This window comes from Citrobacter sp. Cpo012, from assembly GCF_030333015.1.
In the GTDB taxonomy this organism is placed as follows: Bacteria; Pseudomonadota; Gammaproteobacteria; order Enterobacterales; family Enterobacteriaceae; genus Citrobacter; species Citrobacter portucalensis.
In genome coordinates this window covers 20509-46342 of sequence record NZ_JAOWGR010000029.1, presented here as the reverse complement: position 1 = coordinate 46342, position 25834 = coordinate 20509, and the positions used below count along the sequence as shown (strand labels likewise).

Genomic DNA, 25834 nt, shown 5'->3' with positions numbered 1-25834 from the left:
TGAATCGCCACGGGTTTAACAGACACCTCGGAGTCATTTAAGATGACTTAAAGAGAGGTGCCCATGAGCGGTAAACGTTATCCCGAAGAGTTTAAAATTGAAGCAGTCAAACAGGTTATTGATCGCGGTCATTCTGTTTCCAGCGTTGCAACACGTCTCGATATCACCACCCACAGCCTTTACGCCTGGATAAAGAAGTACGGTCCGGACTCATCCACTAATAAAGAACAGTCAGATGCTCAGGCCGAGATCCGCCGACTCCAGAAGGAGTTGAAGCGGGTTACTGACGAACGAGACATATTAAAAAAAGCCGCGGCGTACTTCGCAAAGCTGTCCGACTGAGGTACGCCTTTATTCGTGACAACTCCCGTTGCTGGCCTGTTCGTCTGCTCTGCAGGGTGCTGGATGTTCATCCCAGTGGCTTTTACGCCTGGTTTAAGCAACCGTATTCTCAGCGCCACCAGGTAGATCTAAGACTGACGGGACAGATCAAACAGTTCTGGCTGGAGTCCGGTTGCGTTTATGGTTATCGCAAGATCCATCTGGACTTGCGGGATAGCGGTCAACAGTGCGGAGTGAACAGAGTCTGGCGACTGATGAATCGTGCCGGGATAAAGGCTCAGGTCGGGTACCGGAGCCCGCGGGCACGCAAAGGCGAGGCCAGTATCGTATCGCCCAACAGGCTCCAGCGACAGTTCAATCCGGATGCTCCGGATAAGCGTTGGGTAACGGACATAACCTACATCAGGACCCACGAAGGCTGGCTGTATCTTGCTGTGGTTGTTGATCTGTTCTCACGCAAAATTATCGGCTGGTCAATGCAATCCCGGATGACAAAGGACATTGTCCTGAACGCACTGCTGATGGCTGTATGGCGGCGTAATCCCCAAAAACAGGTGCTGGTTCATTCGGACCAGGGCAGTCAGTACACAAGCCATGAGTGGCAGTCGTTCCTGAAATCACACGGCCTGGAGGGGAGCATGAGCCGTCGCGGTAACTGTCACGATAATGCGGTTGCAGAAAGCTTTTTCCAGTTGCTGAAACGCGAACGGATAAAGAAAAAGATCTACGGAACGCGGGAAGAAGCCCGCAGCGATATTTTTGATTACATCGAAATGTTTTATAACAGTAAGCGTCGGCATGGTTCGAGCAATCAGATGTCACCGACAGAATATGAAAACCAGTATTATCAACGGCTCGGAAGTGTCTAGATTATCCGTGGCGATTCAAAAATTATCGTACGTAAAGGTTGATTTTTGTACTACTAGGCTGCGATAAGGGAGATAGACCACGTTGATAGGATGCTTTGAGCGAAGTGCAGACATTTTACTCATGGCAGTGGAGCGTTCCCGATTAATTAGACAGCACTTTCCAGTAACAAATTTAATTTGTATTTTTCGATCCCGGACAAGCAATACTTGTTGCAATTGATGATCGATGAATTCTTTTTTGAGTGCCTGCAACGATTAACATCATTGGTAATCACGGAAAGTAAGATGTCTTAATACTTGCATATCTTTAACAGAAAATTCATGTAGTTGATGACTATGATGGTCATCGCCTTTAATGAAATATCTACGTCCCAAAATCCCGTTCTAACCGCGAGTAAAATATCCGGCGTGGGGCATCAGGGAACAACGGCTGAAATTATCCCGCATTACGCTGGCGCCAGCTTAGCCCTGGCCACCAGCTTGAAGGGAGTTTCCGCTATTGATTTCTGAAGAACGCGGTCCTTGAAAGGGTCATTTGCGTCTGGCAGTCGACCATTTTCTTGACTTCAGCATCTGTTCCCTGCATTGAAACTTTACCGCACATAGCGTCCTTAGTTTTGATCCACTGGCGCTGAGAAGGCAGCAACTCTTTTTTCTTCTCTGGTGTTAATGTGCTCCAAGCGGTATTCAAATCAGAGTCAGCATTCGCAAAAGCCATTCGGGACTGATCAAGGTTGTCAGCTTTTTGTTGCTGAGGCTGCTGGTAGGATTGTTGTTGAATGGTTTGCTGAACCTGCTGCTCCGCCTCATATTTAGCCTGTTGCTGCGCCCTGAGTTGTGCCTGTTGTTCCGCTTCAATTTGACTTTGCTGGGCATCCTTAGCCTGCTGGATTTTCTGCTGCTCAACGATCGGGTTGATGATGGAAAGCGATGTCAGTGCAGCGGCACCCACTGATATTGGGTTATCAGAAGAAGCTTTCACAAAAACGTTTTTCTGATCGTCGGTTGCCTGTGCGGTGTAGGAGATGCGTTTTGAAAAGGCGTTTGCGTTGTTATCCAAAGACAGGCTTTCCATTTGCTTGTCGAGATTACGGTTAAAGTTCTTTCTGTAAGCATCAGAAAGCTGTGCGTACTCGTTCGCAGGTAGGGTCATCGTCACGGTTCCTTCACAAGTTTTCATTGTGCTGCCCGTGTCACTTGAAGTTGTGGAGATTTCAGAGATGGTCAGTTTAATCTTGTCCAAAGCGCTTCGTTTGGTCTGATTAGTGACGTCAGGGTATTTGTCGACCTGTTCAGAGAGACCTTCATAAGCAGATTTTTTTATTAAATCCATGAGAGCTGACTGGGTCATTTCAGAGGAACAACCGATCACGTCTTTTTTGTTATCACAGCCTGTAATGGCAACGGCGAGTAAGAGTGCTGAGTATTTTAATCTCATGAGTTCCCTTTAGAGTAAGGATTGGCTTTTAAGAGGCGGTCTGTAATCAGTCTGGAGGGCTATAGCAAACAGCGCTGAACACTGAACGCATCACAAGCAAGAACCAAGGTGGTATCGGCAAAGACTGTGGAATCTTTAATTCAACTGATGAGAACGGTATGCACAAGGTTCAGTATCGATTATCCCGATGCAGGAAACCTGCAAGGCAGGTTTTGCTGCTGAACTTAAAAAAAGCTAGGTAAAGTCGGTACTGGCGTACCATTTATGACCTTTCACCTCCGCGGTGCACGAAAAAAATTCCGCAGAAATTCGTTCTTGGCTCATGTGTTCTGCTCCCTTCAAATTAATGCAGACCAAACTTAGCAACTTCCGCTCCTGGCACGAAGCCGACTATACGCCTGAAGTATCATAGCTTAATTGGTTCGCTACACTCGCCACTGGGAGCGACTACCTACGTTCTCTTCCCCCGTCCCATCTTCAGTACCTCATAAAAGGTCCCTCGCCCAAGCCCGTCTGACAACAATTCTCGCTCCTGAGCCAGCGTTTTCAGCTTTCGAAGTATCCGATCCGAAGCCGGCTTATCAGACGTCCCGTAACGCCCGTCAGTCTCCTCAACCAGAAGCTGAACCAGTAGCCAGCAGAGTCGGGCTGTATTCTCCCGCGCTTTGTCACGCTTATGCATCCCACGCTGGGAAGGTTGTGCTGAAGCAGTGAGATCCGGTAGCGCATCGTCGCCGAGTGTCTTCAGCCACTTGCGGCCACGGCTGTTGCGTGACAGTTTCATCACCGCCTTAAGGCTGCGGGCCTTAATTTCTGGCGGCGTGAGTTCGTCATCAATAAGCCGCCAGGCCAGGGCAAACATTTCATCGGCATAGAACATGCGTTTATTCGCCGGGGCGCTGATCATGCCCGTTGCTTTGATGGTGCGGCTGATGGCGTCGTGCAGGATACGGTAATTTTCCTGATGTTCTTCCGGCAGGGCGTTTGCAGGTTGGGAAGCATCGAGGCCGAGAAGCAGAAGGGCGAGATGCCGCGCTTCCAGCAGCGGCATATCACATTCCCGTTCAAACAGATTCTGACTAATGGGGCTGGTCACATTATTCTCCTTTCACGATCTGCAGCGGTTCTTCTGCACCGAGCAGCGCCTGTCGTCTGGCAGCATCAACGTAGTTTCCCCACCACTGCATCAGCGGTCGCCTTTGTTCCAGGTAATCGCTGCGGTTATAGGCCGCTTCGATCTCGTCTTCTTTCTGGTGTGCCAGCGCAGATTCCAGAACTTCACGGGGGAAATGACCTGCGCCTGCGGTCCTGGCGATGCTGCGCATGCCGTGGGCGACCAGTTCACCGCCAAACCCCATACGGATAAGCGCGGCGTTCGCGGTCTGTTGGTGCATATGCTCCAGTGGTTTGCGAATGCTGGGGAAAACCCACGGACGATGGCGGCTGACTGGCTCCATGATCTGAAGAACGCGCAGTGCCTGTTTGCTGAGCGGCACCGTATGCGAACGGTTCATCTTCATAAAGGTGTCAGGGATACGCCATTCTGCTTTTTTCATATCGATGTCACACCAGCGGGCGCTAACGGCTTCGCCGGGGCGAACCCAGGTCAGTAGCTCCCATTCGATAAGGCAGCGGGTTTCCTTGCGGATAGAGGCGTTCTGTAGCGCCAGCATCAGCCTACCCAACTCGCTGGGGTGGAGTGCGGGCATGTTCTGCTTTTTCGGTTTCTTGAAGCGGGCGACCAGGTTGTCAGCCGGATTGAACTCGATGAGCTCTTCGGAGATGGCAAAGCGGAAGATTTCATTGAGCCGCGAGATAACCCGCCGCAGCGTTTCGAGGATGCCCTGTTCTTCCAGCGGTGTGAGGTGTTCCTTGAGTATTTTCGGGCGGATCTCGGTGACGGGCGTATGGCCCAGAGAAGGAAAGACGTGCATCTCCAGCGAACGCCAGATATCTTTGACGTGATCTTCGCTGAGTCCACAGGTCCGTTTTTTCTCTTCCAGCCACTGTCCGGCTACCTTTTCCAGCGTGCATTCATTCTGGATGCGTTTTTCTTCGGCTATTTCAGCTAAGTGTTGACGAGGATCGATGCCCTGCCAGAGCAGCCGTCTGTACTGCGTGCGAGTTTCGCGGGCCATCGCCAGTGTAACGACCGGGTAAGGGCCAAGGCTGGTTTTGGTGCGCTTTTTGGTGACGGGATGATAATACTCGAAATGCCAGGCCTTCCTCCCTGAAGTCTTAACCAGCAAGTACAGGCCTTCACCGTCCCGTAGTTCATAATCTGTGCTACGGGGCTTCGCGCCAGCGATCTCCACATTTGTTAATGGTTTCAGTTGCTTAGGCATGTTTTAGCACCACGCTTTTTTAGCCCCACGATACCGTGGTGCTAAATATGGTGCCAAAAGGTCAAGATTCATACAGAGATCATGACCACACATGCAACAAAAAAGCCTGCAACTCGTTGAAGTTACAGGCTTTTTTAAGGTTCATGATGCATCATGAATGAATGTTTGGTGGAGCTGGCGGGAGTTGAACCCGCGTCCGAAATTCCTACATCCTCGGCACTACATGCTTAGTCAGTCTTTACATTCGCCTGGCACCTGCGGACAGACACGCCACTACCAGACTAGCCTGATTAGTTTTAACGCTTCAACCCCAGGCAGGGCCTCCACGCGATCTCTTTTGGGTTTGACCTCTCTTTGATCCCCGTCTTAAGAGCGGAAGCTAGGGAGAGAGGGCTCAGAGCAGGTTATTAAGCTGCTAAAGCGTAGTTTTCGTCGTTTGCGACTATTTTTTTGCGGCTTTTTACGAGGCCAACCGCCCCTCGGCATGCACCTTGGGTTTCGCGAATCCCGTCGAATCCAGAATCAGCCCCAATGTGTTAGAGCAAGTATAACAGACTTGTGACACGCGTGACCAGCCCCCGCAACCCCTAATCCTCAAGGATTTAGCGCTCGCGTAGCGCTTCTTTTGCGCGATTAAACGGTTTGATTAAATAGTCGACGATGGTTTTTTCACCTGTTTTTATATCCACTGTGGCAATCATGCCAGGTACGATGGAGAAATGGCGTCCCAGTTTGTTCTGTAAGAAGTCCTGATGTGTGCGGATAAACACGCGGTAATAGAAGATTTCCGGTTTCACTTTGTCCTGAATGGTGTCCGGAGAGATGGTTTCGACTACGCCTTCCAGTCCGCCGTAAATGGCGTAGTCATAGGCGGTTATCTTTACCAGCGCCCGCTGGCCGGGATGGATGAAAGCGATATCACGCGGCGACAGGCGGGTTTCTATCAGCAGATGATCGTCCAGCGGCACAATCTCCATCATCTCGCCGTTGGGCGGGATAACGCCGCCGATGGTGGTGACCTGGATGTTTTTCACAATACCGCGCATCGGCGCGCGTACGGTCAGGCGGGTGACGGAATCCTCACGTCCTTTTAAAATCGCCGCCAGCATATCCACTTCGGCGTTGGCCTTTGACAGCGCTTCCCGCGCCTGCACGAAATATTGCGAGCGCAGATCGGTGATTTTTAATCCCAGATCGCTTTTTTGTCGTTGCAGGCGCAGCACTTCTACGTGGCTGGCAGCACCGCTTTTCTCCAGCCGTTGGGTGATGGCCAGTTCTTTATTTACTGAGATCAGTGCATCCTGAAGTTCTGCCATTGAATCCGCAAGCTGCGCGCGGCGGCTTTTATACAGGCGAGTTTCGGAGGCGATGAGATCCGGCCAGGCGCGCAGTGAATCGGGAAAGACCAGCGGCAGATCGTTAACTTCGGCATTAAGCCTTGCGCTGGAAGCCAGTGAGGCGCGATAACGGGCTGCACTCTCCCCAACGTTGGACTCAGAACGGGTGGGGTCGAGGCGGGCGACTATTTGATTGGCCTGCACTTTATCTCCCTCGCGTACCGTAAGCTCGGCGAGAATGCCGCCATCCAGCGACTGCAAGACCTGCTCTCGCGAGCTGGGGATCACTTTTCCGCTGCCGGTTGAGACTTCATCCAGCTTGCCGAAATATGCCCAGATACCCAGGACGGCAAACAGCAGCGTGCTGAGCAGAATAATACGGCTGGCCCCGGAAAAACGGTGCTCGCGGCGGATATCGAGGTCGTCCATGGCGGCATCATGCGGATTGGTTTTCATTTTTCCACTCCCGACCGTGAGTTGGGGCGGGTGCCCGGCTCGCATTTAATGCCTGCGCTTTCGGGGCATCCATGACCAGTTGACCTTCTTTTAATACCACCACGCGCTCGACCAGCTCCAGAACCGGTACGCGATGGGTGGCGACAATCAATGTGCGGTTGCCCAGCCACTGGTTCAGGCGCTGAATAAACTCCCGCTCGGTATGTTCATCCAGCGAGGCGCTGGGTTCGTCGAGCAGCACGATATTGGGCGATCGCAGCAGCATTCTTGCCAGCAGGATCGACTGCCGTTGTCCACCGGACAAACCGTTGCCGCCCTCCATAATGGGGTGCGCCAGCCCTTTGGCGAGCTGTTTAACGAAAGCTGCCGCGCCGCTGACCTCCAGCGCTTCGAAGATCTGCGCGTCGCTGGCATGCGGTGCGCCGAGGGTCAGGTTCTCGCGCAGGGTGCCGAAAAACAGCCGAGCGTTCTGGCTAAGAAAACCGATGTTGCGGCGTAAATCAGCCATATCGATCTGCGCCAGACTCAGGTTGTCGAGCCGGACATCGCCCTGGATAATCTCCACACCACCCGCCATGGCCTGCAGCAGGGTTGATTTCCCTGCACCGTTACGCCCGAGGATTGCCACGCGCTCGCCGGGCATGACCTCCAGGCGCGAGATGCGCAGCGGAACGCGCTGATCGTCGCTGTGGTAGCGAAATTGTGCGTTCTCAAACAGATAATGACCGTGAAAAATCTCCTGATGCACCCGGTCTTCATCGTACTCTGTTTCAGTGGGGAGCTGCATGATGCTATCCAACCCCATCTTCGCCGCCTTAACCTGTTGCCAGCGGGCTAGCACGCCGCACAGATTAGCCATTGGGGCAATCATTCTGGAACCGAGCATCGAAGCGGCCACCACGGCCCCGGTGGTCATCGTGCCTTCAATGACCATCGGCGCGCCGAACATAATGATGGCGGCGTAGACCAGACTTTGTACCGACATGCCCCAGCCAATCAGCCCCTGAGTCAGCCTGCGCGTGCGCAGCCCGGACTCTCCGGTAATGCGGATGTAGCTGTTCCACTGCTGTAAAAAGCGGTTTTCCGCCTGCATCAGCTTGATGTCTTCCAGCCCCTGAACGCTCTCGACCAGCACCGCGTTGCGCAGGGTGGATTCATGGGCAGCCTGGTTGGCGAGCACCGCCAGCTTCTTCTGTAACAGCAAACCGGGCAGGATCATCAGCAGGGCCGCGACGGGCGCTATCCATGCCAGCGGCGGGGCGATAAAAGCCAGCACTACGATAAACAAAAAGAAAAACGGCAGATCGACAATGGTCGACATGGTCGAGGAGGTGATCATCTCGCGAACCTGTTCCAGCTCGCGCAGTTGAGAAATGAAGCTCCCCGTCGAGCGGGGGACGGCGCTGTTGCGCAGGCGCAATGCATGGCTGAACACGCGATCGGAAATGCGCATATCGGCGCGTTTGCCGAGCAGGTCCATTATGTGGGTACGCGCTTCGCGCAGCAAAAAGCCAAACAGCACCGCCACCAGAACGCCAGTGGAGAGAACATACAGCGTTGGATAAGACTGGGCGGGGATCACCCGGTCATAAACCTGCATGGAAAAGATAATCCCGGCGAGCGACAGAACGTTAATCAGAAAGGCGGCAATCATGACCGGCAGATAAGGACTAATGTCTTTTAACACCAGTTCGCGCATCCAGTCGGGCTTGAAGCGCGAAATATAGCGGTCTACCCGACTGTCCTTCAGCGCCGACAGCGGGCGCATCGCGGTAATACTCACGATCTCCGGCAGAAGCTCTGCGACCGTGAGCCGGTTACGCTGGCCCTCTTCGGCGATGATAAACACATCCAGTGCATCTTCGCCGTTGAAATGTTCTATCACCATTAGCTGGCCGTCGCGCAGTTCCGCCACCACCGGCAGACGCCACTGACCGAACACCTGCGTGGCGGTATCCAGCGCATGAAATGACAGTCCCGCCTGACGCGCCAGTTGCGACAGGGCCGTTGCCCGGCTTTTTCCCGCAAACCACGGGGCGTTGGCCTGGATTGCGCCGGGAGAACAGGCCACGCGATAGTGATTGGCAATATGCGTCATCGCCTGCGCCCACTGGCTAAGAGCGTGTTCGCTAATCGCATCTTTTGCATGTGAATCGAGGTCGCTCATAGCTTGATCTCCACCGATTGAATGCTGCGATTATTTAAGGCGAACGCCTGGCGAAGCGAGCCAGTGTTATAGAGGCAGTTCAGCTGGAGCTGGCGCAGCTGGTTTTGAGTCTGGAGTTCGGCAAAACGGGCCTGATACACCTCTTGCTCGGCGTTAAGCACGTCGAGCAGCGGGCGCGAACCGAGGTCCAGATACTGCTGTTGATAAAGCTCGCGCGTTTGTTCACTCAGTCGCTGCTGGCGGCGCAGAATCTGCAGGGCGGTGGCGAGGCTCATTGCCTGGCTGCGGGACTCCAGTAATTTTTGTCGTACTTCGAGTCGGGTGCGCTGGATGGAGTATTGTGCAGACTCTACCGCATGGCTGGCGGCGTTGCGCCTGGCGGTGAGTCCGCCCCCCTGATACAGCGGCATCTCAACTTTTACCCACGTGGAGTACTGGGTTTTGTCGAGCACCTCATGGCTGGGGTATTTGTCGTTGAGATAATGCTGAACCGACGGTTCCAAAGAGATGGTGGGCGTCATCTGCGCGTTGGCGTAATCGAGATTTGCCTGTGCCACATTCGCTTGTGCCCAGGCCGCCAGAACCGCGGGAACCAGTTTATCTTCCGGTTTGACCACATCGCAGCTGCTGTCCAGTTTGGCCGGGAATTCGTTGCTGATGCCGTTAAGTGAGTTCCAGCCGAGAAAACTCATCAATGTGGCCTTACTGCTGTCGAGATTAGCCTGATACTGCGCCAGCTGAGAACGTGCAGACTCGATACGCGCATCGGTTTGCACCACGTCGGACAGCGAGGTTGCCCCTTCATCATTGCGTTGTCGGGTCAGTCGACCAATGTCGTTTAAGGCGGTGAGCTGTTCTTCGGCGGCGTCCACCATTTGCTGCCACGTCTGCACCTGGACTATCGCGTTGGCGGTTGCGTGGGCGATGGTATCAATACTGAGTAACACATTCGCCTGCTGTTGTGCGGCTCCGGCTGTCTCGGCGCGGACCTGGCTTGCCACTTTGCCGAAGTCGTACAGCATTTGTGACACCGAAATAACCAGCGCCGGGCTAAAGCCGTGGTCGGTATAGGTATTGCTGTAACCGTTATTCATTCCGGCAGAAACCTGCGGGTAATATTTCGATTTCGCCACGTCGATCTGTTCGTTTTGCGAAAGCAGTTTGCCGATCGATTCACGAATAGAAGGATGCCAGCTCACGGCACGACTTACCGCGTCGTTGAGCATCAGGTTGCCGGGGGCGGCAGCGCTCAGCGGCAGATCGGCAACCGCGCCGTCCAGCGAGGGAAGCATCTGGCTGGTGGCCAGTCCTTCCGGCGTAATAATTTGCGGTTCATCTTCGGCATTCACCCGCAGGGTACAGAGCGTTAATGCCAGAAGTAATGCAACAGGCGCGACATTTCTCATAGTTTATCCCTTACAAAATACGGCAGCGACGACTGTTATTGCCCCGGACGTCATGGCATCCGGGGCTGTAGTTATGGCGCTTTAACGCATTGCGTTAACGTCAGGGCACGATGTGATTTTGTTGCACCAGCTCATCGAGCGTGGTGTGTACGTTCTCCAGCGTTATGAGATTGGTTGAGTGATATGTGTTGCCCGTACCGTCGCGGTCGATGGCAATCACCGTGTTGTTACCGCTGGTGGTTACGGTGAGGTAGTTGCCGAGCGTAGCGTTCTGCCCGTTCCAGCCCACCAGCAGGTCGCCGATATCGATTTTGTCACCCTGGGCCAGTGAGAAGTTGGTCCAGGTGTCGGTAGCACCATTGCTAATGTTGCCGCCGGTAGCGTCGTTGGCGTTGAGCAGGTGATAAATCAGCGTATCGCCGTAGGCGCTGCCAGTCAGGCGATCGGCATCGACGGTACTCACCACTTGCGGATTCATATTGATGGTCAGCGTAGCGGTATCGGTATGGCCATTCTGGTCGTTAAGGGTGTAGGTAAATGTCTCTTTGGTGACGATGGTGGAGAGCGAGACATCGCTGTTGAGGGCATAGGTGTAATGACCATCAATGCCAATGGTCAGTTTGCCGTACAACCCGTTAATGATGGCGCTGGTCGTGCTACTCAGCGGATCAAGCGTGACGGTACTGCCGCCCGTGCCGTTCACCGTCAGCAAGGTATGCACGCTGGCAATATGATCTCCGTCATAAATATTGCCGGTGATACTGTTCGCTGTGGAAGTCTCGAAGTTTTGCAGGTCGATTATCGTACCTTTCACGCTGGGGGTGATGGTGATATTCCCCAGCCCCAGCCCCCCGACGCTTCCGGTATAGTCGAGGCGATAGTTGCCGGGGTGCAGTACGATCCCGCTCAAGGCTATATCGATATTGCCACCAACCAGCAATCCGCCATTGAAAGAGTTACCGGCAATCTTGATGTTGTTGCTGTCATACAGCGCCCAGGTGACGGTCAGCCCGCCCAGCGTCAGACCTGACGCGACGTTAAAATGCAGTATGGCGTTTTGCACTGCCGTTCCCGTAGCGATTTCAATGACGCCAGTACCACTTTTTGAGGTGGGTGAAAGGAGTTGGGCACTCCAGCTGGCGTTCCCGACGCTGTCGTCGGTAAACGACCGGGAAGTATCCGCCTGGGTACTAACCGCCATCGTGCTGCTGACGTCATTTACTGCATCCAGCGCCTGTGGGGTTGGTTTGATATTCAGCGATGCACTGCCGGTATCGCCGTTTGGCGCTTTGACCTTATACACGAAACTGTCCGGCGTATTGATACCGTCTGCGCCCAGTCCGCTTCTCAGCGTGTAGGTATAGTTCCCTTTCGCATCAATAGTCAGCGTGCCGTACTGCCCGTTAATGGTGGTAGTGCCCGTTCCGTTTACGGTGACACCGTTAACTTCGGTGATAACGGTATTGGCCGGAGCTGAGTCGTTGACCAGCAGGTTTCCATTGGTTGTCGCACTCAGGCTGTCGACGGCGTAGGTGTGATCGGCCTGGATATTCAGGGTATAGCTGGTCAGCAGCGTCAGACCGCCGGAGGCGTTAAGCAGGAACAGATAGTCACCGCCAGGCAGGGTGATGGTGTAATCCGTCGAGCTACCTCCTAGCAGCGCCGTGACCCAGTTGGGCTTCACGCGGAACTGCTCATACTGCTGAATGGACTCGTTGAAGCGATAAACATAGAGGTCAAAACCGCCAACCGTGACGCCGAGAACGCTGGCCTTGACGGTGAGCGTGCGGGTTGCGCCATCATCCACATTAAATTTGATCGGATTGGTTAAACCGTTAACCAGACTGACATCCAGCACATTACCCAGTCCGACGTTGGCGAGGGTGAAGCCGGTTTGCTGTGATGTGCCATGATCAACCGCGATGACCTGCGTCCCGTAAGTCAGCGCAGCCACATCGTCTGCCGCGGTTACCGTACTGGTGGTGGGCGCCTGACCGAACGTTACCACCAGTTTTGCCGAGGAGTGATCGCTGCCATGCGTCAGCGTGTAGGTGAAACTTTCGGAACGGCCATACACCGAGATTGACGTATCGGTCAGGGTATAGGTGTAGCTACCGTTCTGATTGATATGCAGGATGCCGTATTTCCCCTGCACATCAATGCCGCCCGACGGGATGTTCACGACGTTGCCGTTACCGTCGGTGATGGCGGTAACCAGTGTGCCGAAAGGGGCATTATCCTGCCCGTTGGCGGGATCGATATCGGTGATGATATTGCCAGACTCAGTAGTACCGCCGGTGATGGTTCCTGCGCTGGCTTTTACCACTGAGACATCAAGGCTGGTGTATGCCCCGGTCGCCAGCAGGTTGGTGTTGTAGCTGACCACGCGGTAATCACCACCAGTCAGTCCGCTGTAATTGAGCGTTACGCCTGAGGCGCCCAGAGTGAGGAGGCTGGCAAAGTCTGGTTTTCCGGTATCCACCACCGTCACCCAGGCATTCAGCGCGGTGTCAAAGCGCTGGATGACGACTTCAAGCGTGTTTAGCAGCGACAGCACTACGCCGGTCGCTGCGGCATTGATTGTAATGGATCCGCTGCCGCCAGAAGCGATGCTGAAATTCACGCTTGCCGTATCGTTCCCCAGCACGTTGGCGACATTTCCCAGCGCATTGACCAACAGGAAACCATAATCGCTTTGATGCTCGGTGCTGACAGTGACATCGGTTTGTAGCGGCAGGCTGGTGACATTGTCTTCAGCCAGCAGCGGCAATACTGGTGCGAGAGCGCTTGTCGGCGATGAGGTATTTCCCGCCGCATCGGTCGCCGTGGCGGACAGCGACTGCCCTTCAATCTGGCGAACCGGCAGGTTGACGCTGTAGACACCGCTGCTGTTGGCGATTGCCGTCACGCTGGTGCCGCCGGGCAGAGAAATGGTGACCGTGCTTCCCGCTTCGGCGACGCCGCTGACGGTACCGCCATCGGCGTTGATCAGGAGCGTTGGCGCGGTCGGTGGCGTGGTGTCCACAATCACGCTGAACGAACCGGATAACCCACTTGCGCCGTTGGCGTTGGTTGCCGTGGCGGTAAACGCATGGTTACCTTCGCTGAGTGCACCGGATGGGGTAAAGCTCCAGATCCCGTTACCGTCTGCGGTCGTGAAGCCCATTAGCACGCCGTTGTTGTACAGATTGATGACGGCGTTAGCCTGCGCCGTTCCGCTGAGCGTTGGCAGGGTGTCATTGGTGGTTTTACCGGGAGCGACGGGTCCCATGATAGTGCCGACGTCATCGAGCACGCTGGCAATAACAGGCGCAGGCGGTACGCCGGTAAACGGTGCCAGCACGTTACCCGCCGTACCGATGTTGCCTGCGGCATCCTGTGCGCTGACCAGCAGAGTTTGCCCACTGATTTGCGGTGGGTTCAGAGTGAAGGTGAAATTACCGGAGGCGTTGGCGGTTGCCGTGCCGAGCACCGTTCCGCCGCTGGAGGTAATAATGACCGTGCTGTTTGGTTCGGCTACGCCGGTGAGCGCGGTGCCGTTGGCGTTTACCGCCAGCCCGGTTGGGATACCCGGGGCAACGGTATCGACCACGATCGCTGCCGCAGACGATATGCCACTGGTATTACCCGCACTGTCCGTTGCAGTGATGGTAAACGAGTGGGTACCTTGTGCCAACGCGGTAGTCGGGGTGTAGCTCCAGTTGCCGCTGCCGTCCGCCGTTACGCTGGTGACAAAGCTGCCGTTATCATAAATATCAACTCGCGCGTTGGCTTCCGTGATGCCGTTTAACGTTGGGCGCGCGTCGTTGGTCGGCTGATTGCTGCCAATCGGCCCGGTGTTTGGCCCGACATCGTCAATAATGCTGCTGATTGAAGGCTGCGTCGGCGCCGTGGTGTCAACCACCACGCTAAAGCCTGCCGTCGCGCCGCTGGTGTTGCCCGCCGCATCAGTGGCGGTGACTGTGAAGGTGTGCGATCCATTAGCCAGCGGTGTGGTTGGGGTAAACGACCAACTGTTATTGCTTTGCACCAGCGCGGTACCCAACAGGGTGCTTCCGTCATAGATGCTGATGGTGCTGCCTGCCTCGGCGGTGCCGTTCAGCGTCGGGCGTGCATCGTTGGTCAGCTGTCCGTTGCTGAGCGCTGCATTGAACACGCCGCCTGCGATATCATCCACCACAGAGACCAGCAGCGGGATGGATGGTGCAATGGTGTCGACATTAATCGTAAACCCACCTGAGACAGGACTCACGTTCCCGGCGGCGTCGGTGGCGATGGCGGTAAACACATGCTGACCGTTGCCAAGTGTGGTGGTCAGATATTCCCAGGTGCCGTCTATCGCCGCAGTCACCGTTGCCAGCAGCGTGCCATTATCGTAGATGGCTACCCGGGCACCGGCTTCCGCTGAACCGCTGAGTACGGGACGGGTGTCGTTGGTGAAGGCTCCGTTCGATAGCGTTCCGGTTCCCGGCTGCACGTCATCAAACGCCTGGATAATCGTTGGCGCAAGCGGGGCGACGGTATCAACAACGATGTTAAATCCCGCAGACGTCGGGCTGACGTTTCCAGCCGCGTCGGTGGCTGTTACCGTCAGCGCGTGGTTACCGTTGCTAAGTGGGGTTCCCGGTGTGAAGGTCCAGGCGCCCGTACCATCTACAGGAGCAGATCCGATCAGCGCTCCGTTATCGTAAATTTTCACCATGGAATTGGCTTCTGCCGTACCGCTAAGCGTCGGAAGTGGATCGTTCGTGGCCTGACCGTTGTTCAGATTTCCAATCAGTGGGCCGACATCATCCGCAACCTGAGTAATCACTGGTGCTGTCGGTGCCAGAGTATCGACGGTGAAGGTAAAGCCACCAGAAGGCAGGCTGGTATTGCCTGCGCTATCTGTAGCCGTGACGGTCAGAGTATGCTGGCCGTTACCCAATGCCGCAGAGGGCGTAAAACTCCAGCTTCCGCCTGCGCCGACGATGGTGGTGCCAATCGGCTGACCATCGCTCAGCACGGTAATAGTTGCGCCAATTTCACCGGTACCGCTAAGCGCCGGGCGACTTTCGTTGCTGATTTGCCCATTGGAGATAGGCCCGGTTGTCGGCGCGGTATTGTCCTGCACCGAACTGATGACCGGTATTGACGGGGCAATAGAGTCCAGCTCAATAGTAAACGATGATGATACTCCGCCTGTGTTTCCCGCCTGATCTGTGGCAACGACGGTGAAATTATGTTGCCCCTGTCCCAGCGGGGCATCCGGAGTGAAGCTCCAGTTACCTGACTCGTCCACCTGAGTTGTACCTATTTCAGCGCCGTTATCACGGATCGTGATGATGGCGCCAATCTCGCCTTTGCCGTTCAGGGTAGGCTGCGCATCGTTTGTAAGCTGTCCGTTGGTCAGCGCGGTATTGCCGGGCTGATCGTCAATTACTGAGGTAATGCTCGGTGCGGCTGGCGCCAGCGTGTCGACGACGACCACAAATGGTGGCGTTGTCGGGCTAATGTTACCCGCGTTATCTGTAACACTGGCAGTCAGCGAGTGGCTTCCTTCTCCGAGAGCTGGGGCAGGCGTAAAGCTCCAGTTGCCATTTTCGTCGCTGGTGGTTGTGCCGATTACCGTGCCATTATCGCGGATGGTAACAACCGAATCCGCCTCGGTAACGCCAGCAAGCGTTGGGGTATTATCATTGGTCAACTGCCCTGAGGTCAGGGGCTGGATCGTACCAACGTTGTCCGTGACCGTCACAATAGATGGCGCATTCGGTACCAGGGTATCGACAATGATCCGGAAATCACTGGATGGATCTCCCTGGTTGCCAGCGGCGTCCGTTGCGCGGGCGGTAAAGAGATGATCGCCTTCTCCCAGCGGTGCTGTCGGGGTAAAGCTCCAGAATCCGTTACTGTTTACGGTCGTTGTGGCATAAGCGACACCGTTATCGTAGAGGGTAATGGTTGCCCCGGGTTCGCCAGTTCCGTTGAGCGTCGGACGTGAATCATTTGTAATTTGCCCTTTATCCAACGATCCAGTGCCGGGGGCAACATCGTCGATAATGCTGGTGATCGTTGGCGCTTGTGGTGCCGTCGTGTCGATGGTGATAGCGTAGTTGGGCGATAAACCGCTGGTGATGCCGCCTACAGTTTGTGACACCGTGAAGTTATAGGTTGTGCCGTTAGTCAGCGGGGTGGGTAACTGATAACTCCATGCGCCAGAGACGGCATCGGCGGTTACCGTGATGGGGGGCGTTCCGCCATCTATATAAATTTTAACAGTCGCCCCGGCAGTGGCCGTCCCTTGCAGCAGCGGTAAGGTGTCGTTGGTGGTTTTACCGTTGCCAATCACCCCCATGATGGGCGCAATGTCATCAACGATCTCAAGCGTTGGGGGATGCGGAACGCTGGAGGTAGCAGCGTTAAACGTTGTCGGGTCGCTTTGATTTCCGGCGGTATCCTGAGCGATGGCGTTGAGCGCCTGGCCGGCTGTTTGTGCCGGTGAAATTGTGACAGAGAAATTACCTGAACCGTCTGCCACCCCCTGGCCGAGAATGGTGCTACCGCTGCGAATGATGACGGTACTGCCTGCATCGGCGGTGCCGCTAACCAGCGTCCCGTTAGTGTCTACATTGGTAACCGTTGGTGTTGCAGGTGGCAGGGTATCGACAAACAACGTCAGCGGGTTATCTGCTGCCAGTGAGTTACCTGCGTTATCTACGGCGCCGAAAGTCAGTGTGTGAGTGACGTTGGGCGTGAGGGGAACATCCACACTCCAGATGCCGTTTGCGGCAACGGTAGCCGTCGCAATGGCGATGGGATTGTTGCCATCGTAAATTAACACCGTACTGCCCGGTGTGCCGGTCCCGCTAATGGTTGGCGTTGTATCGTCCGTGACGCTGCCGCTGGTTAGCGAACCGGTAAAGACGCCAACGTTATCCTGGATATCCGTTACCTGCGGCAGTGTCAGCTTCGTGCTGTTAACCGTAAACGAAATGCTGTTTGAATTGTTGCTGACGTTACCTGCGGGGTCTGTTGCGGTAGCGCTTAATGTGTAGTTCCCGTTTGCTAGTGCAGTCCCGGGAGTAATACTCCAGGTGCCGCCAGCCACCGTTGCAGTACCGATCACCGTACCGCCGTTATACAGAGTGATGATGTCCCCATCGATACCTGTACCGCGAATGGTTGGCGTGGTGTCATCGGTCACGGCGTTGGGCGCAAGGTCGCCCATGACATCGCCGACATTATCGTTGGCGGCGATAATCACCGGCGGCGCAGACGGCGTCGTGTCGATGTTCAGTGTGATGGCATTCGACGGCTGGCTGACGTTGCCCGCCGGATCGGTTGCGGTAAGGGTTACCTGGTAAGCACCAGGAGCAACTGGTGCTGGCGGAGTAAAGCTCCAGGTTCCGTCTGCACCTACTGTTGCGGTTCCCTGTAAAGGGGGAGTGCCGTTCAGATAAACGGTAATCAAATCCCCGACATTCCCCGTGCCGCTAAAGGTTGGCGTGGTATCGTTGGTGTTGCCGTTAGTGACCACACCCGTTACCGGAGCCACATTGTCGGTAATGATTGGCGCGGCTGGTTGTGCGGGAGGCGTATTGTCTACCGTCAGGGTAAAGCCGGCTGATGGGATCCCCGTGTTGCCCGCGACGTCGGTCGCCGTGGCGGTGAATTTATGCGACCCGTCGGCGAGTGAGGTTGGGGTAAATGTCCAGGTGCCGTCTGGTTGTACGGTGACGGTGCCAATAGGACCACCATTATCATAAATCGTAATCTTCGCGCCGGGCTCGCCGGTTCCGGAGAGTTCGGGATTCGAGCTCTTGGTACTGCTGCCGTTATTCAGCGTTTGTAGGTTTGTCCCTATCAGACCTTCTGCGGAGCTGATAACCGGGGCTGCTGGTGGAGTGGTATCAATCGTTAGCGTAAAGTTTCCGGCATTGCTGGCGTTGCCTGCAACGTCCGTGGCAATAGCGGATAAATTGTGTGTTCCTTCACTGAGCGGTTGGTCGAGTTGAATACTCCAGGTGCCTCCGGGCAAAACAGTCGTGCTTCCAATTGGCGTAGCTCCATCATAAAGAGTGATCTTAGAACCGTCTGTTCCGGTTCCTTTCAGCTCTGGCAAGGTATCGTTTGAACGGCTTCCGGTAGGCAGATCGATCAGTGCATTCCCAACGTCGTCGGTAGCAGCCAAAATGACAGGAGCGCCTGGCGGTTGGGTATCTACGGTAACGCTGACCACTGTGGGTGAGGTGATGACATTACCGGCGGCATCAGTTGCCGATACCGTAAACTGATGGGTGCGATCGCTGAGCACCTGATTCCCCGGAACGGTATAACTCCAGGTACCCGAGCTGTCGACAAGAATAACCGTCAATAACTGAATGCCATCGTACAGGTTTACCAGTGAACCTGGCTCACCGGTACCCGAGATGGTTGGCGTATTGTCGTTGGTGACCCAACCGTTATTTGCAACGCTGCCCGTAATGCTGCCAACGTCATCGTTAACCAACGTTATCACTGGAACAGTTGGCGCAATTGTATCGACAATTATTTTCCAGCTTGCCGCGCTGCTGGTGTTATTCGCGGCGTCTGTGGAGGTCACCGTGAAGATGTGAGCGCCCTCGCTTAGCGCCGAGACTGGCGTATAGTTCCAGTTACCGTTGATATCAGCGACAACGGTCGTCAGCAGGGTGCCGTTATCGTAAATTTTGACCTGAGAACCTGCTTCGGCGGTGCCTTCCAGCTTAGGTTTGCTATCGTTGGTGACATCGCCGTTATTGAGAGGGCCCTGATACATGGGCTGGTCATCCGTCACGGCGGTGATGATGGGCGTTCCAGGGGCGGTAATATCCGGAGCCACCGCGGAAGTTGGCTGACTCTCGTTATTGCTACTGTCCGTTGCGGTAACTTTTACCGTTTCGCCGTTCATTTTCGACGGCGTAATCGACACCGTGAAGTTGCCGCCGCTGTCTGCCTGGCCTGTGCCGATCTGAATACCATTGCTGTCTTTTACAGTGACGGTGCTTCCCGCTTCAGCATGTCCGCTTACAGAACCACCGTCCCCGGCGACGGTGACGCCGGTTGGCGCGTCAGGCGCCGTGGTATCCGGGGCGGTAATCGCGCTGTTGCCGCTGGTATTGCCAGCAGCATCCGTCGCGTTGGCGACAAGATGTTCTCCGTTGGTCTGCGGCGGAACCAGCGTGGCGGTGAATTCTCCGTTCGAGCCGGCGGTTACTGTTCCAATTATCGCGCCACCAGGATCCAGAATATGTACCGTACTGTTGGGTTCCGCCATGCCGGTAACCTGATCGCCTGTAGGATTAATCACCAGATTAGCTGGCGGCAGCGGGGCCGTGATGTCTGGCGCGAGCGCGGTTTCCGGTAGGCTTGGGTTCCCGGCAGGATCGGTGGCGATAGCGGTAATGGTTTCACCATTGGTCTGAGGCGGGTTAATGGTGATGGTAAATGAGCCATCCGTTCCGGCGACGCCGCTGCCGATCTGAAGACCGTTATTATTATTGATGGTCACGGTACTTCCTGGTTCGGCTGTACCGGTGACGACAGAGCCGTCGGCAGATACGTTCAGATCGTCCGGCGCTGACGGTGGCTGAGTATCGATAGTGATATTGAATGCCGCTGACGTTCCTCCCGTGCCCAGGTGGTTGGTTGCTGTGGTGGTGAAGGAGTATGAGTCGTCCTGCAAGTTGGTGTTGGAGGTCCAGGTCCAGTTGCCGCTGGAATCGGCAAGCACGCTTACAACAAGCGCGCCGTTGTTATAAATGTTAACCGTGCTGTTGGCGTCTGCGGTACCCGAGATCGTAGGCGTTGGGTCGTTGGTGGCCTGATTATTGTTCAATGGCCCAGTTGAGGGTGTAACATCATCCACAATGCTGATGATAACAGGCACGCCCGGGTAGCCAGAGTTGGTGGCATTGAAGGACGTGTCTGGCCCGACGTTGCCTGCCTGGTCCTGAATCTTCGCGATCAGCGCTTCACCGTGCGTCTGTGAAGGTGAAATCGCGATGACGAAATTGCCGGTTTGATCAACGGTAGTTGAACCCAAAACCTGATTATTACTACCGATGATAATGACCTGGCTTCCTACCTCAGCACTACCGGTTACCTCGGTGCCTTGCAGGTTTACGGAGGAAATGACCGCGCCTTCAGGCGGGGTGGTATCAACGGTGAATGTCGGTACACTCGTTTCCGTGCTCACGTTACCCGCATCGTCTGTTTGCGTCAGCGTCAGATTGTGAACACCGTCGCTAAGCGGCGTGTCAGGTGTAAACGTCCAGTTACCATTGTCATCCACCTGAACCATGCCAATCAGAATGCCATTATCAGAAATGCTGATGTAAGAGCCCGCTTCACCAGTGCCTGTGAGGGTTGGCGTGGCATCGTCGGTTACACCGTTATTACCTATCAAGCCTTTAATGGAACCTGAATCGTCAGTTACTTCTGTGACCACAGGGGCGTCGGGGGCAAGCGTATCGACAATAATCTCCCAACTGTCCGACATGTCGCTGCTGCCCGTACCGTCTGATGCACTGACGGTAAACTTGTGGGTACCGTCTGCGAGTGGAGAGGATGGCGTAAACGACCAGTTGCCGTTGGCATCGATAGTGACCTGGCCTATTTCGACGCCGTTATCAAAAATATGCAATGTGGCATTTGCGGGGCCGGTGCCCTGGAGAGTAGGCGTATTATCGTTGGTGGATTCCTGCTGATTAACAGGGCCAGTAATCAGCTCCTGGTTATCGATTACGCTGGTGATAATGGGTACGTCAGGCATGTTAGGGGTTGTTGTTGGCGGTGAACCACCATCCCCATTACCACCGTTGCCATTTCCGCCATTTCCGCCATTTCCGTTGCCGGCGTTATTATCACTCCCGCCGCCACCACCGCCGCCACCACCGCCGCCCGCCGCGAGGCCAATTCCGCCTGCGACCGCGATCCCACCAAGAACCCACGGCCAGACGGCGCCGCCTTCATGGCTTCCCTCGGCAGTCATTAGCGGAGTGAGATCGTCCAGATGCTGGAAATGGAATGCCCCATCAGTATCCTGAACCCACCACAGCGCGCCATTACTGTCTTCCAGAACAAGCTGGTTTTGTGCATCACCTTTTCCGACATAGAAGTTCTTAATGGTGATGGTTTCACCTGAGCGGAGAGTGACAACCAGATCCTGATTCACGCGAGTCAGTTGACTTACCTCCTCACGTGACACCGACAGTTTCACGATAGAAGGCGAACTGAGCGTAACTTCAGAGGATTCAACATTTGTGGAAACGCCAGTTAATTTTGATACAACGGCGAGTAGACGCATATGTTCACTCCTGATGGCATGTCGGGAGTATTAATCCGCAACAGCGCGCTGGGAAAATGAGCAGACAGGGGCCCCGTTCACCATAAAGATGAATTTACACATGTAATTACATTGATTAGGTCATGCAGAGGTTCATTTACTTATCAAATACGTTCGGGCCCTGTTAGCTGAATAGTTCTTTCGTATTAGATGATATAGTCAGAAAGAATGTATTCTGCAACTTATCCATATTAAAAATATATTTGGCTAATTGAAAAGTATACTTTCCGGTGTGTATTTAATGATTTATTTTTAGTTAACTTGTTGTATTTAAAGATTTTGTATTTTAATTGAAATGAGAGGTGATATAATAAACAACAGTAATAATAGTGTTATTAAATAAGTTTGAATATAGGTGACATGGTCTTGAAGTTTTATTTTATTAGACTATGGGGCGCTACGGTGATGCCAGGGGAGTTTATTTCATACCTGAACGATTCAGCACAAATAAACCATAAACCTGATGAATGTATTGGGTGGGTTTCAATAACTAAAAAATAAGAACCAGTCTCAGGATGAGAGACTGGTCACAGGAGAATAGCGTTTAGCGACCAGCATTTTTCATAATACGCGCTTTATCTAACTGCCATTCGCGTTCTTTCACATCGGAGCGCTTGTCGTGCTGTTTCTTACCTTTCGCGACGCCAATTTTCACTTTGCACCAGGCATTTTTCCAGTACAGTGAAAGCGCAACAACGGTATAACCGTCACGATTCATTCGACCATACAGGGAGTCGAGCTCACGTTGGTTTAACAACAGCTTACGGGTACGGGTGGGGTCACATACCACATGCGTTGAGGCAACAGCCATTGGCGTGAAGTTGGCGCCAAACAGGAACGCTTCGCTGTCTTTAAGGATGACGTAGCTGTCGCCGATGTTAGCTTTACCCGCCCGCAGGGATTTGACTTCCCAACCTTGCAGAGCGAGTCCTGCTTCGAACTCTTCTTCAATAAAGTATTCGTGTCGTGCGCGCTTGTTAAGCGCGATTGTGGCTGAGCCAGGTTTGTGTGCTTTTTTCTTCGTCATAATGCCGCTCAGTATAGGTAATCTGGAATCGAAAAACACCCCATTTCATCCAGCGGGGCGCAAGGCGCTATCTTAGCACGAGTTAGGCTATAGCGTTTTTTTTAGCGGGGGATAAATGGTATTATTTGTGTGATTGATATTGATGGAAATTGTTATGCCTCAGATTAGCCGGACCGCTTTAGTACCTTACAGTGCGGAACAGATGTATCAGCTAGTGAATGATGTTAAATCCTATCCCCAGTTTTTACCGGGATGCACCGGTAGCCGTGTGCTGGAGTCGACTCCGGGACAGATGACCGCAGCGGTGGATGTCTCGAAAGCAGGGATTAGCAAAACGTTCACCACGCGCAATCAATTGACCAGTAACCAGAGCATCCTGATGCATCTGGTCGACGGACCGTTCAAGAAACTCATTGGCGGATGGAAGTTTACGCCACTGAGTCATGAAGCGTGCCGCATTGAATTTCATCTCGATTTTGAGTTTACCAATAAGTTAATCGAGCTGGCATTTGGTCGTATCTTTAAAGAGCTGGCTTCGAACATGGTGCAGGCCTTCACAGTCCGCGCGAAAGAGGTTTACAGTGTCAGCGTCAGCTAAAATTGTCGTTGAAGTGGCGTATGCGCTACCCGAGAAACAGTATCTACAGCGTGTGACGCTGCAACAGGGCGCTACGGTGGAAGAGGCTATCCGCGCTTCCGGGCTGCTGGAATTGCGTACCGATATCGATCTCAGCAAAAATAAAGTGGGCATTTACAGCCGTCCGGTAAAGCTTGCTGATGTTCTCCAGGACGGTGATAGGGTGGAAATTTACCGGCCACTGATTGCTGATCCGAAAGAGCTGCGCAGACAGCGAGCAGAGAAATCTGCTAAAAAATAGCAGACAATAAAAAAGGTGCTCATTGAGCACCTTTTTTTGATCTGTTAATCCTACTTGTTGTCGGTCAAAGCAAGTTTGTTATCAATGTTCGTCAAAATGCCGCTGCTGTTAAAGGTCAGCGTCAGTGTTTGCTGGGTTACGCCTTCATGACCAGGTTGCTGACGGAACACATAAAACCAGGTGTTAGTGCCAAAAGGATCGGACATCATTGGTGTACCCAGAGCATAAGCAACCTGCTGTTGCGTCATACCCGTGCGCACTTTGGCGACATCGGTAGGTGTCAGATAATTTCCCTGGTTGATGTCAGGGCGGTAAACCACTCGCTCCAGAGTGGAACAGCCTGCAGTCAACATCAGTAGTACTGCTGCAGCAGCAGTCAGCGTTTTACAGCGCATAGTGATTTGATTCCTTTTCGGGCCCGAGCAGTACGCGGCTCATATGTAATATGCCGATGATAATAGACCTTTCACCACTTTAAAACCTTTTGCTGTCGGGTCGGTCGGCGATTTTATGTTGAACTCAGACCTTAATAAGGTAAAAAAGTTTATGCCGCCAGCAGTTCTTTTGCATTTGCGAGGGTATTGCGCGTCACTTCGCTACCGCCAAGCAGGCGGGCTAATTCCTGCAGGCGAGCGCGTTTATCAAGCGGCTGCATGTGTGTTTCGGTCATCGCGCCATCCGTTTCTTTGCTGACGTAGAAGTGTTGATGACCACAGCCAGCAACCTGCGGCAAGTGAGTAACGCACATTACCTGAGTTGACTCGCCCAACTGACGCAGCATTTTTCCCACTACCGCAGCAGTCGGGCCGCTGATACCGACATCCACTTCATCGAAAATCAGCGCCGGTGTTTCCATTTTGCGTGCGGTAATAACCTGAATAGCCAGCGCAATGCGCGACAGTTCCCCACCTGAAGCCACTTTCGCAATCGGCTGCAACGGCTGGCCTGGGTTAGTGGTCACTTTAAACTCTACGCGATCGGCACCGTCTGCGCTCAAATGATGTTTCTCAAATTTCACATCAATGCAAAAGACACCGTGCGGCATTGAGAGAGTATGCATGCTCTCTGTAATCAGTTGTCCCAGCTCCTGAGCATAATGCTGGCGCTGTTTGTGCAGCATTTTTGCCGTTTCCAGAGCCTGCTGGTGGTGATTGTTCACCGCCAGGGTTAAGGTTTCGAGCGAGTCGGCCTGATCGTCTAACTGCTGTTGTTCATCCAGCAATGACTGATAGAACTGTGGCAGCGCTTCAGGGGCAACATGATGCTTGCGGGCCAATGAGATTTGTTTGGAAATACGCTGTTCAAGTTCGAACAAACGGTTAGGGTCCAAATCCAGACGATCGCAATAGTGGCGCAGCTCGTCGCTGGCTTCGCTGAGTTGGATCGTGGCCTCTTCCAGCATATCCAGGATACCGGAAAGTTTGCCGTCCATGCCTGCCAGTTCAGTGACCAGCTGCTTTGCAGTGTACAGCTGGCTTTGCAGGTTGATGTCTTCGCCATCCGCCAGGATAGCCAGCGCCTGTTGGCTGGTGGTGAGCAATTGCCCGCTGTTAGCCAGACGCTTGTACTCTTCATCAATTTGCTCAAATTCACCCGGCTGCGGGTTGAATTCGTTCAGTTCTTTTAACTGGTATTGCAACAGTTCCGCCCGGGCTGCGCGTTCCTGACTCTGTTGTTGATGATGCGCCAGGTCACGGCAGCTTTGGTGCCACAGCTGGTAGCGCGCAGCCATTTCCTGAGTCAGGGGCGCTTCATTGGCGTAACCATCCAGCAGAGACTTTTGGTGTTCTGATTTTGTCAGGAGCTGATGCGCATGCTGACCGTGGATTTGAATAAGCAACTGGCCCAGCTCGCGCAGCTGTGACAACGGTACGGCAGTGCCGTTAATGAAGCCGCGTGAACGTCCATCGCTGCTGATAACACGACGCAGCAAACATTCACGGCCTTCCTCAAGCTGGTTTTCTTCCAGCCAGCGCAGAGCCGCGGGGGCGTCTTTTAAGGCGAATCGCGCGCAGAGGTCGGCTCGCGTAGCGCCTGCACGTACCATGTCGGCGTCTGCGCGTCCGCCCAGGCACAAACCGAGAGCATCAATGGCAATGGACTTACCCGCACCGGTTTCACCGGTAATAACGGTCATTCCGTTCTGGAAATCGATCTCAAGTTCACGAACGATAGCAAAATTGCTGATGGTCAGTTGTGCCAACATAGCTGTTTTCCTGTAT

The 25834-nt window shown here is 54.0% G+C and carries 13 protein-coding genes and 1 other RNA gene; 3 read left to right on the top strand and 11 right to left on the bottom strand.

The features are described from left to right. Positions 1-63: 63 nt before the first annotated feature. A protein-coding gene (locus OGX90_RS02250; RefSeq protein ID WP_155959297.1) for an IS3 family transposase occupies positions 64-1211 on the top strand; the annotation gives its coding sequence in 2 pieces (ribosomal slippage) (positions 64-301 and positions 301-1211; 1149 coding nt in all). 496 nt (positions 1212-1707) lie between these two features. Here the strand turns inward: OGX90_RS02250 and OGX90_RS02245 are convergent. The 9 genes from OGX90_RS02245 to smpB all read right to left on the bottom strand — a co-directional run bounded on the left by OGX90_RS02245 (position 1708) and on the right by smpB (position 22734). Then, complete coding sequence (locus tag OGX90_RS02245) at positions 1708-2649, bottom strand: lysozyme inhibitor LprI family protein (RefSeq protein WP_071692583.1); 942 nt, start codon at positions 2647-2649, stop codon at positions 1708-1710. Between the two features lie 451 nt (positions 2650-3100). Beyond that, positions 3101-3745 (bottom strand): hypothetical protein, encoded by a 645-nt coding sequence (locus OGX90_RS02240; protein ID WP_267445780.1) that lies wholly within the window; start codon positions 3743-3745, stop codon positions 3101-3103. A gap of 1 nt (position 3746) precedes the next feature. Beyond that, on the bottom strand, positions 3747-4994 hold the full coding sequence (locus tag OGX90_RS02235; protein ID WP_267439498.1) for an integrase domain-containing protein: 1248 nt from the start codon (positions 4992-4994) through the stop codon (positions 3747-3749). A gap of 166 nt (positions 4995-5160) precedes the next feature. Further along, positions 5161-5524, bottom strand: a transfer-messenger RNA (tmRNA) gene (gene ssrA, locus OGX90_RS02230). A gap of 72 nt (positions 5525-5596) precedes the next feature. Further along, entirely contained in the window at positions 5597-6760 is a 1164-nt protein-coding gene (locus tag OGX90_RS02225) for a beta-barrel domain-containing protein (RefSeq protein ID WP_156183273.1), read from the bottom strand. A 7-nt stretch (positions 6761-6767) separates the two neighbouring features. Further along, positions 6768-8954: a type I secretion system permease/ATPase gene (locus OGX90_RS02220; RefSeq protein ID WP_057066723.1), complete on the bottom strand. Its 2187-nt coding sequence runs from the start codon at positions 8952-8954 to the stop codon at positions 6768-6770. Then, a complete protein-coding gene (locus OGX90_RS02215; protein WP_204192417.1) occupies positions 8951-10360 on the bottom strand; it encodes a TolC family outer membrane protein in 1410 nt (469 codons plus the stop codon). Before OGX90_RS02215 ends, OGX90_RS02220 begins: the two co-directional genes overlap by 4 nt. Before the next feature lie 100 nt (positions 10361-10460). Continuing rightward, positions 10461-21668 (bottom strand): BapA/Bap/LapF family large adhesin, encoded by an 11208-nt coding sequence (locus tag OGX90_RS02210; protein WP_286623054.1) that lies wholly within the window; start codon positions 21666-21668, stop codon positions 10461-10463. A gap of 583 nt (positions 21669-22251) precedes the next feature. Then, complete coding sequence (smpB, locus tag OGX90_RS02205; RefSeq protein WP_199969833.1) at positions 22252-22734, bottom strand: SsrA-binding protein SmpB; 483 nt, start codon at positions 22732-22734, stop codon at positions 22252-22254. Positions 22735-22888: 154 nt separating this feature from the next. On the opposite strand from smpB, the gene ratA reads away from it, so the two are divergent. After that, positions 22889-23332: a type II toxin-antitoxin system toxin RatA gene (gene ratA, locus OGX90_RS02200; protein ID WP_003826396.1), complete on the top strand. Its 444-nt coding sequence runs from the start codon at positions 22889-22891 to the stop codon at positions 23330-23332. After that, positions 23316-23612, top strand: coding sequence for an RnfH family protein (locus OGX90_RS02195; protein ID WP_008785525.1), 297 nt, complete (start codon positions 23316-23318; stop codon positions 23610-23612). Before ratA ends, OGX90_RS02195 begins: the two co-directional genes overlap by 17 nt. 50 nt (positions 23613-23662) lie before the next feature. Here OGX90_RS02195 and bamE read toward each other — a convergent pair whose 3' ends face one another. Both bamE and recN read right to left on the bottom strand, forming a co-directional pair. Further along, a complete protein-coding gene (gene bamE / locus OGX90_RS02190; protein ID WP_286623049.1) occupies positions 23663-24007 on the bottom strand; it encodes an outer membrane protein assembly factor BamE in 345 nt (114 codons plus the stop codon). A gap of 149 nt (positions 24008-24156) precedes the next feature. Beyond that, entirely contained in the window at positions 24157-25818 is a 1662-nt protein-coding gene (recN, locus tag OGX90_RS02185; RefSeq protein WP_286623047.1) for a DNA repair protein RecN, read from the bottom strand. Between the last annotated feature and the right edge of the window lie 16 nt (positions 25819-25834).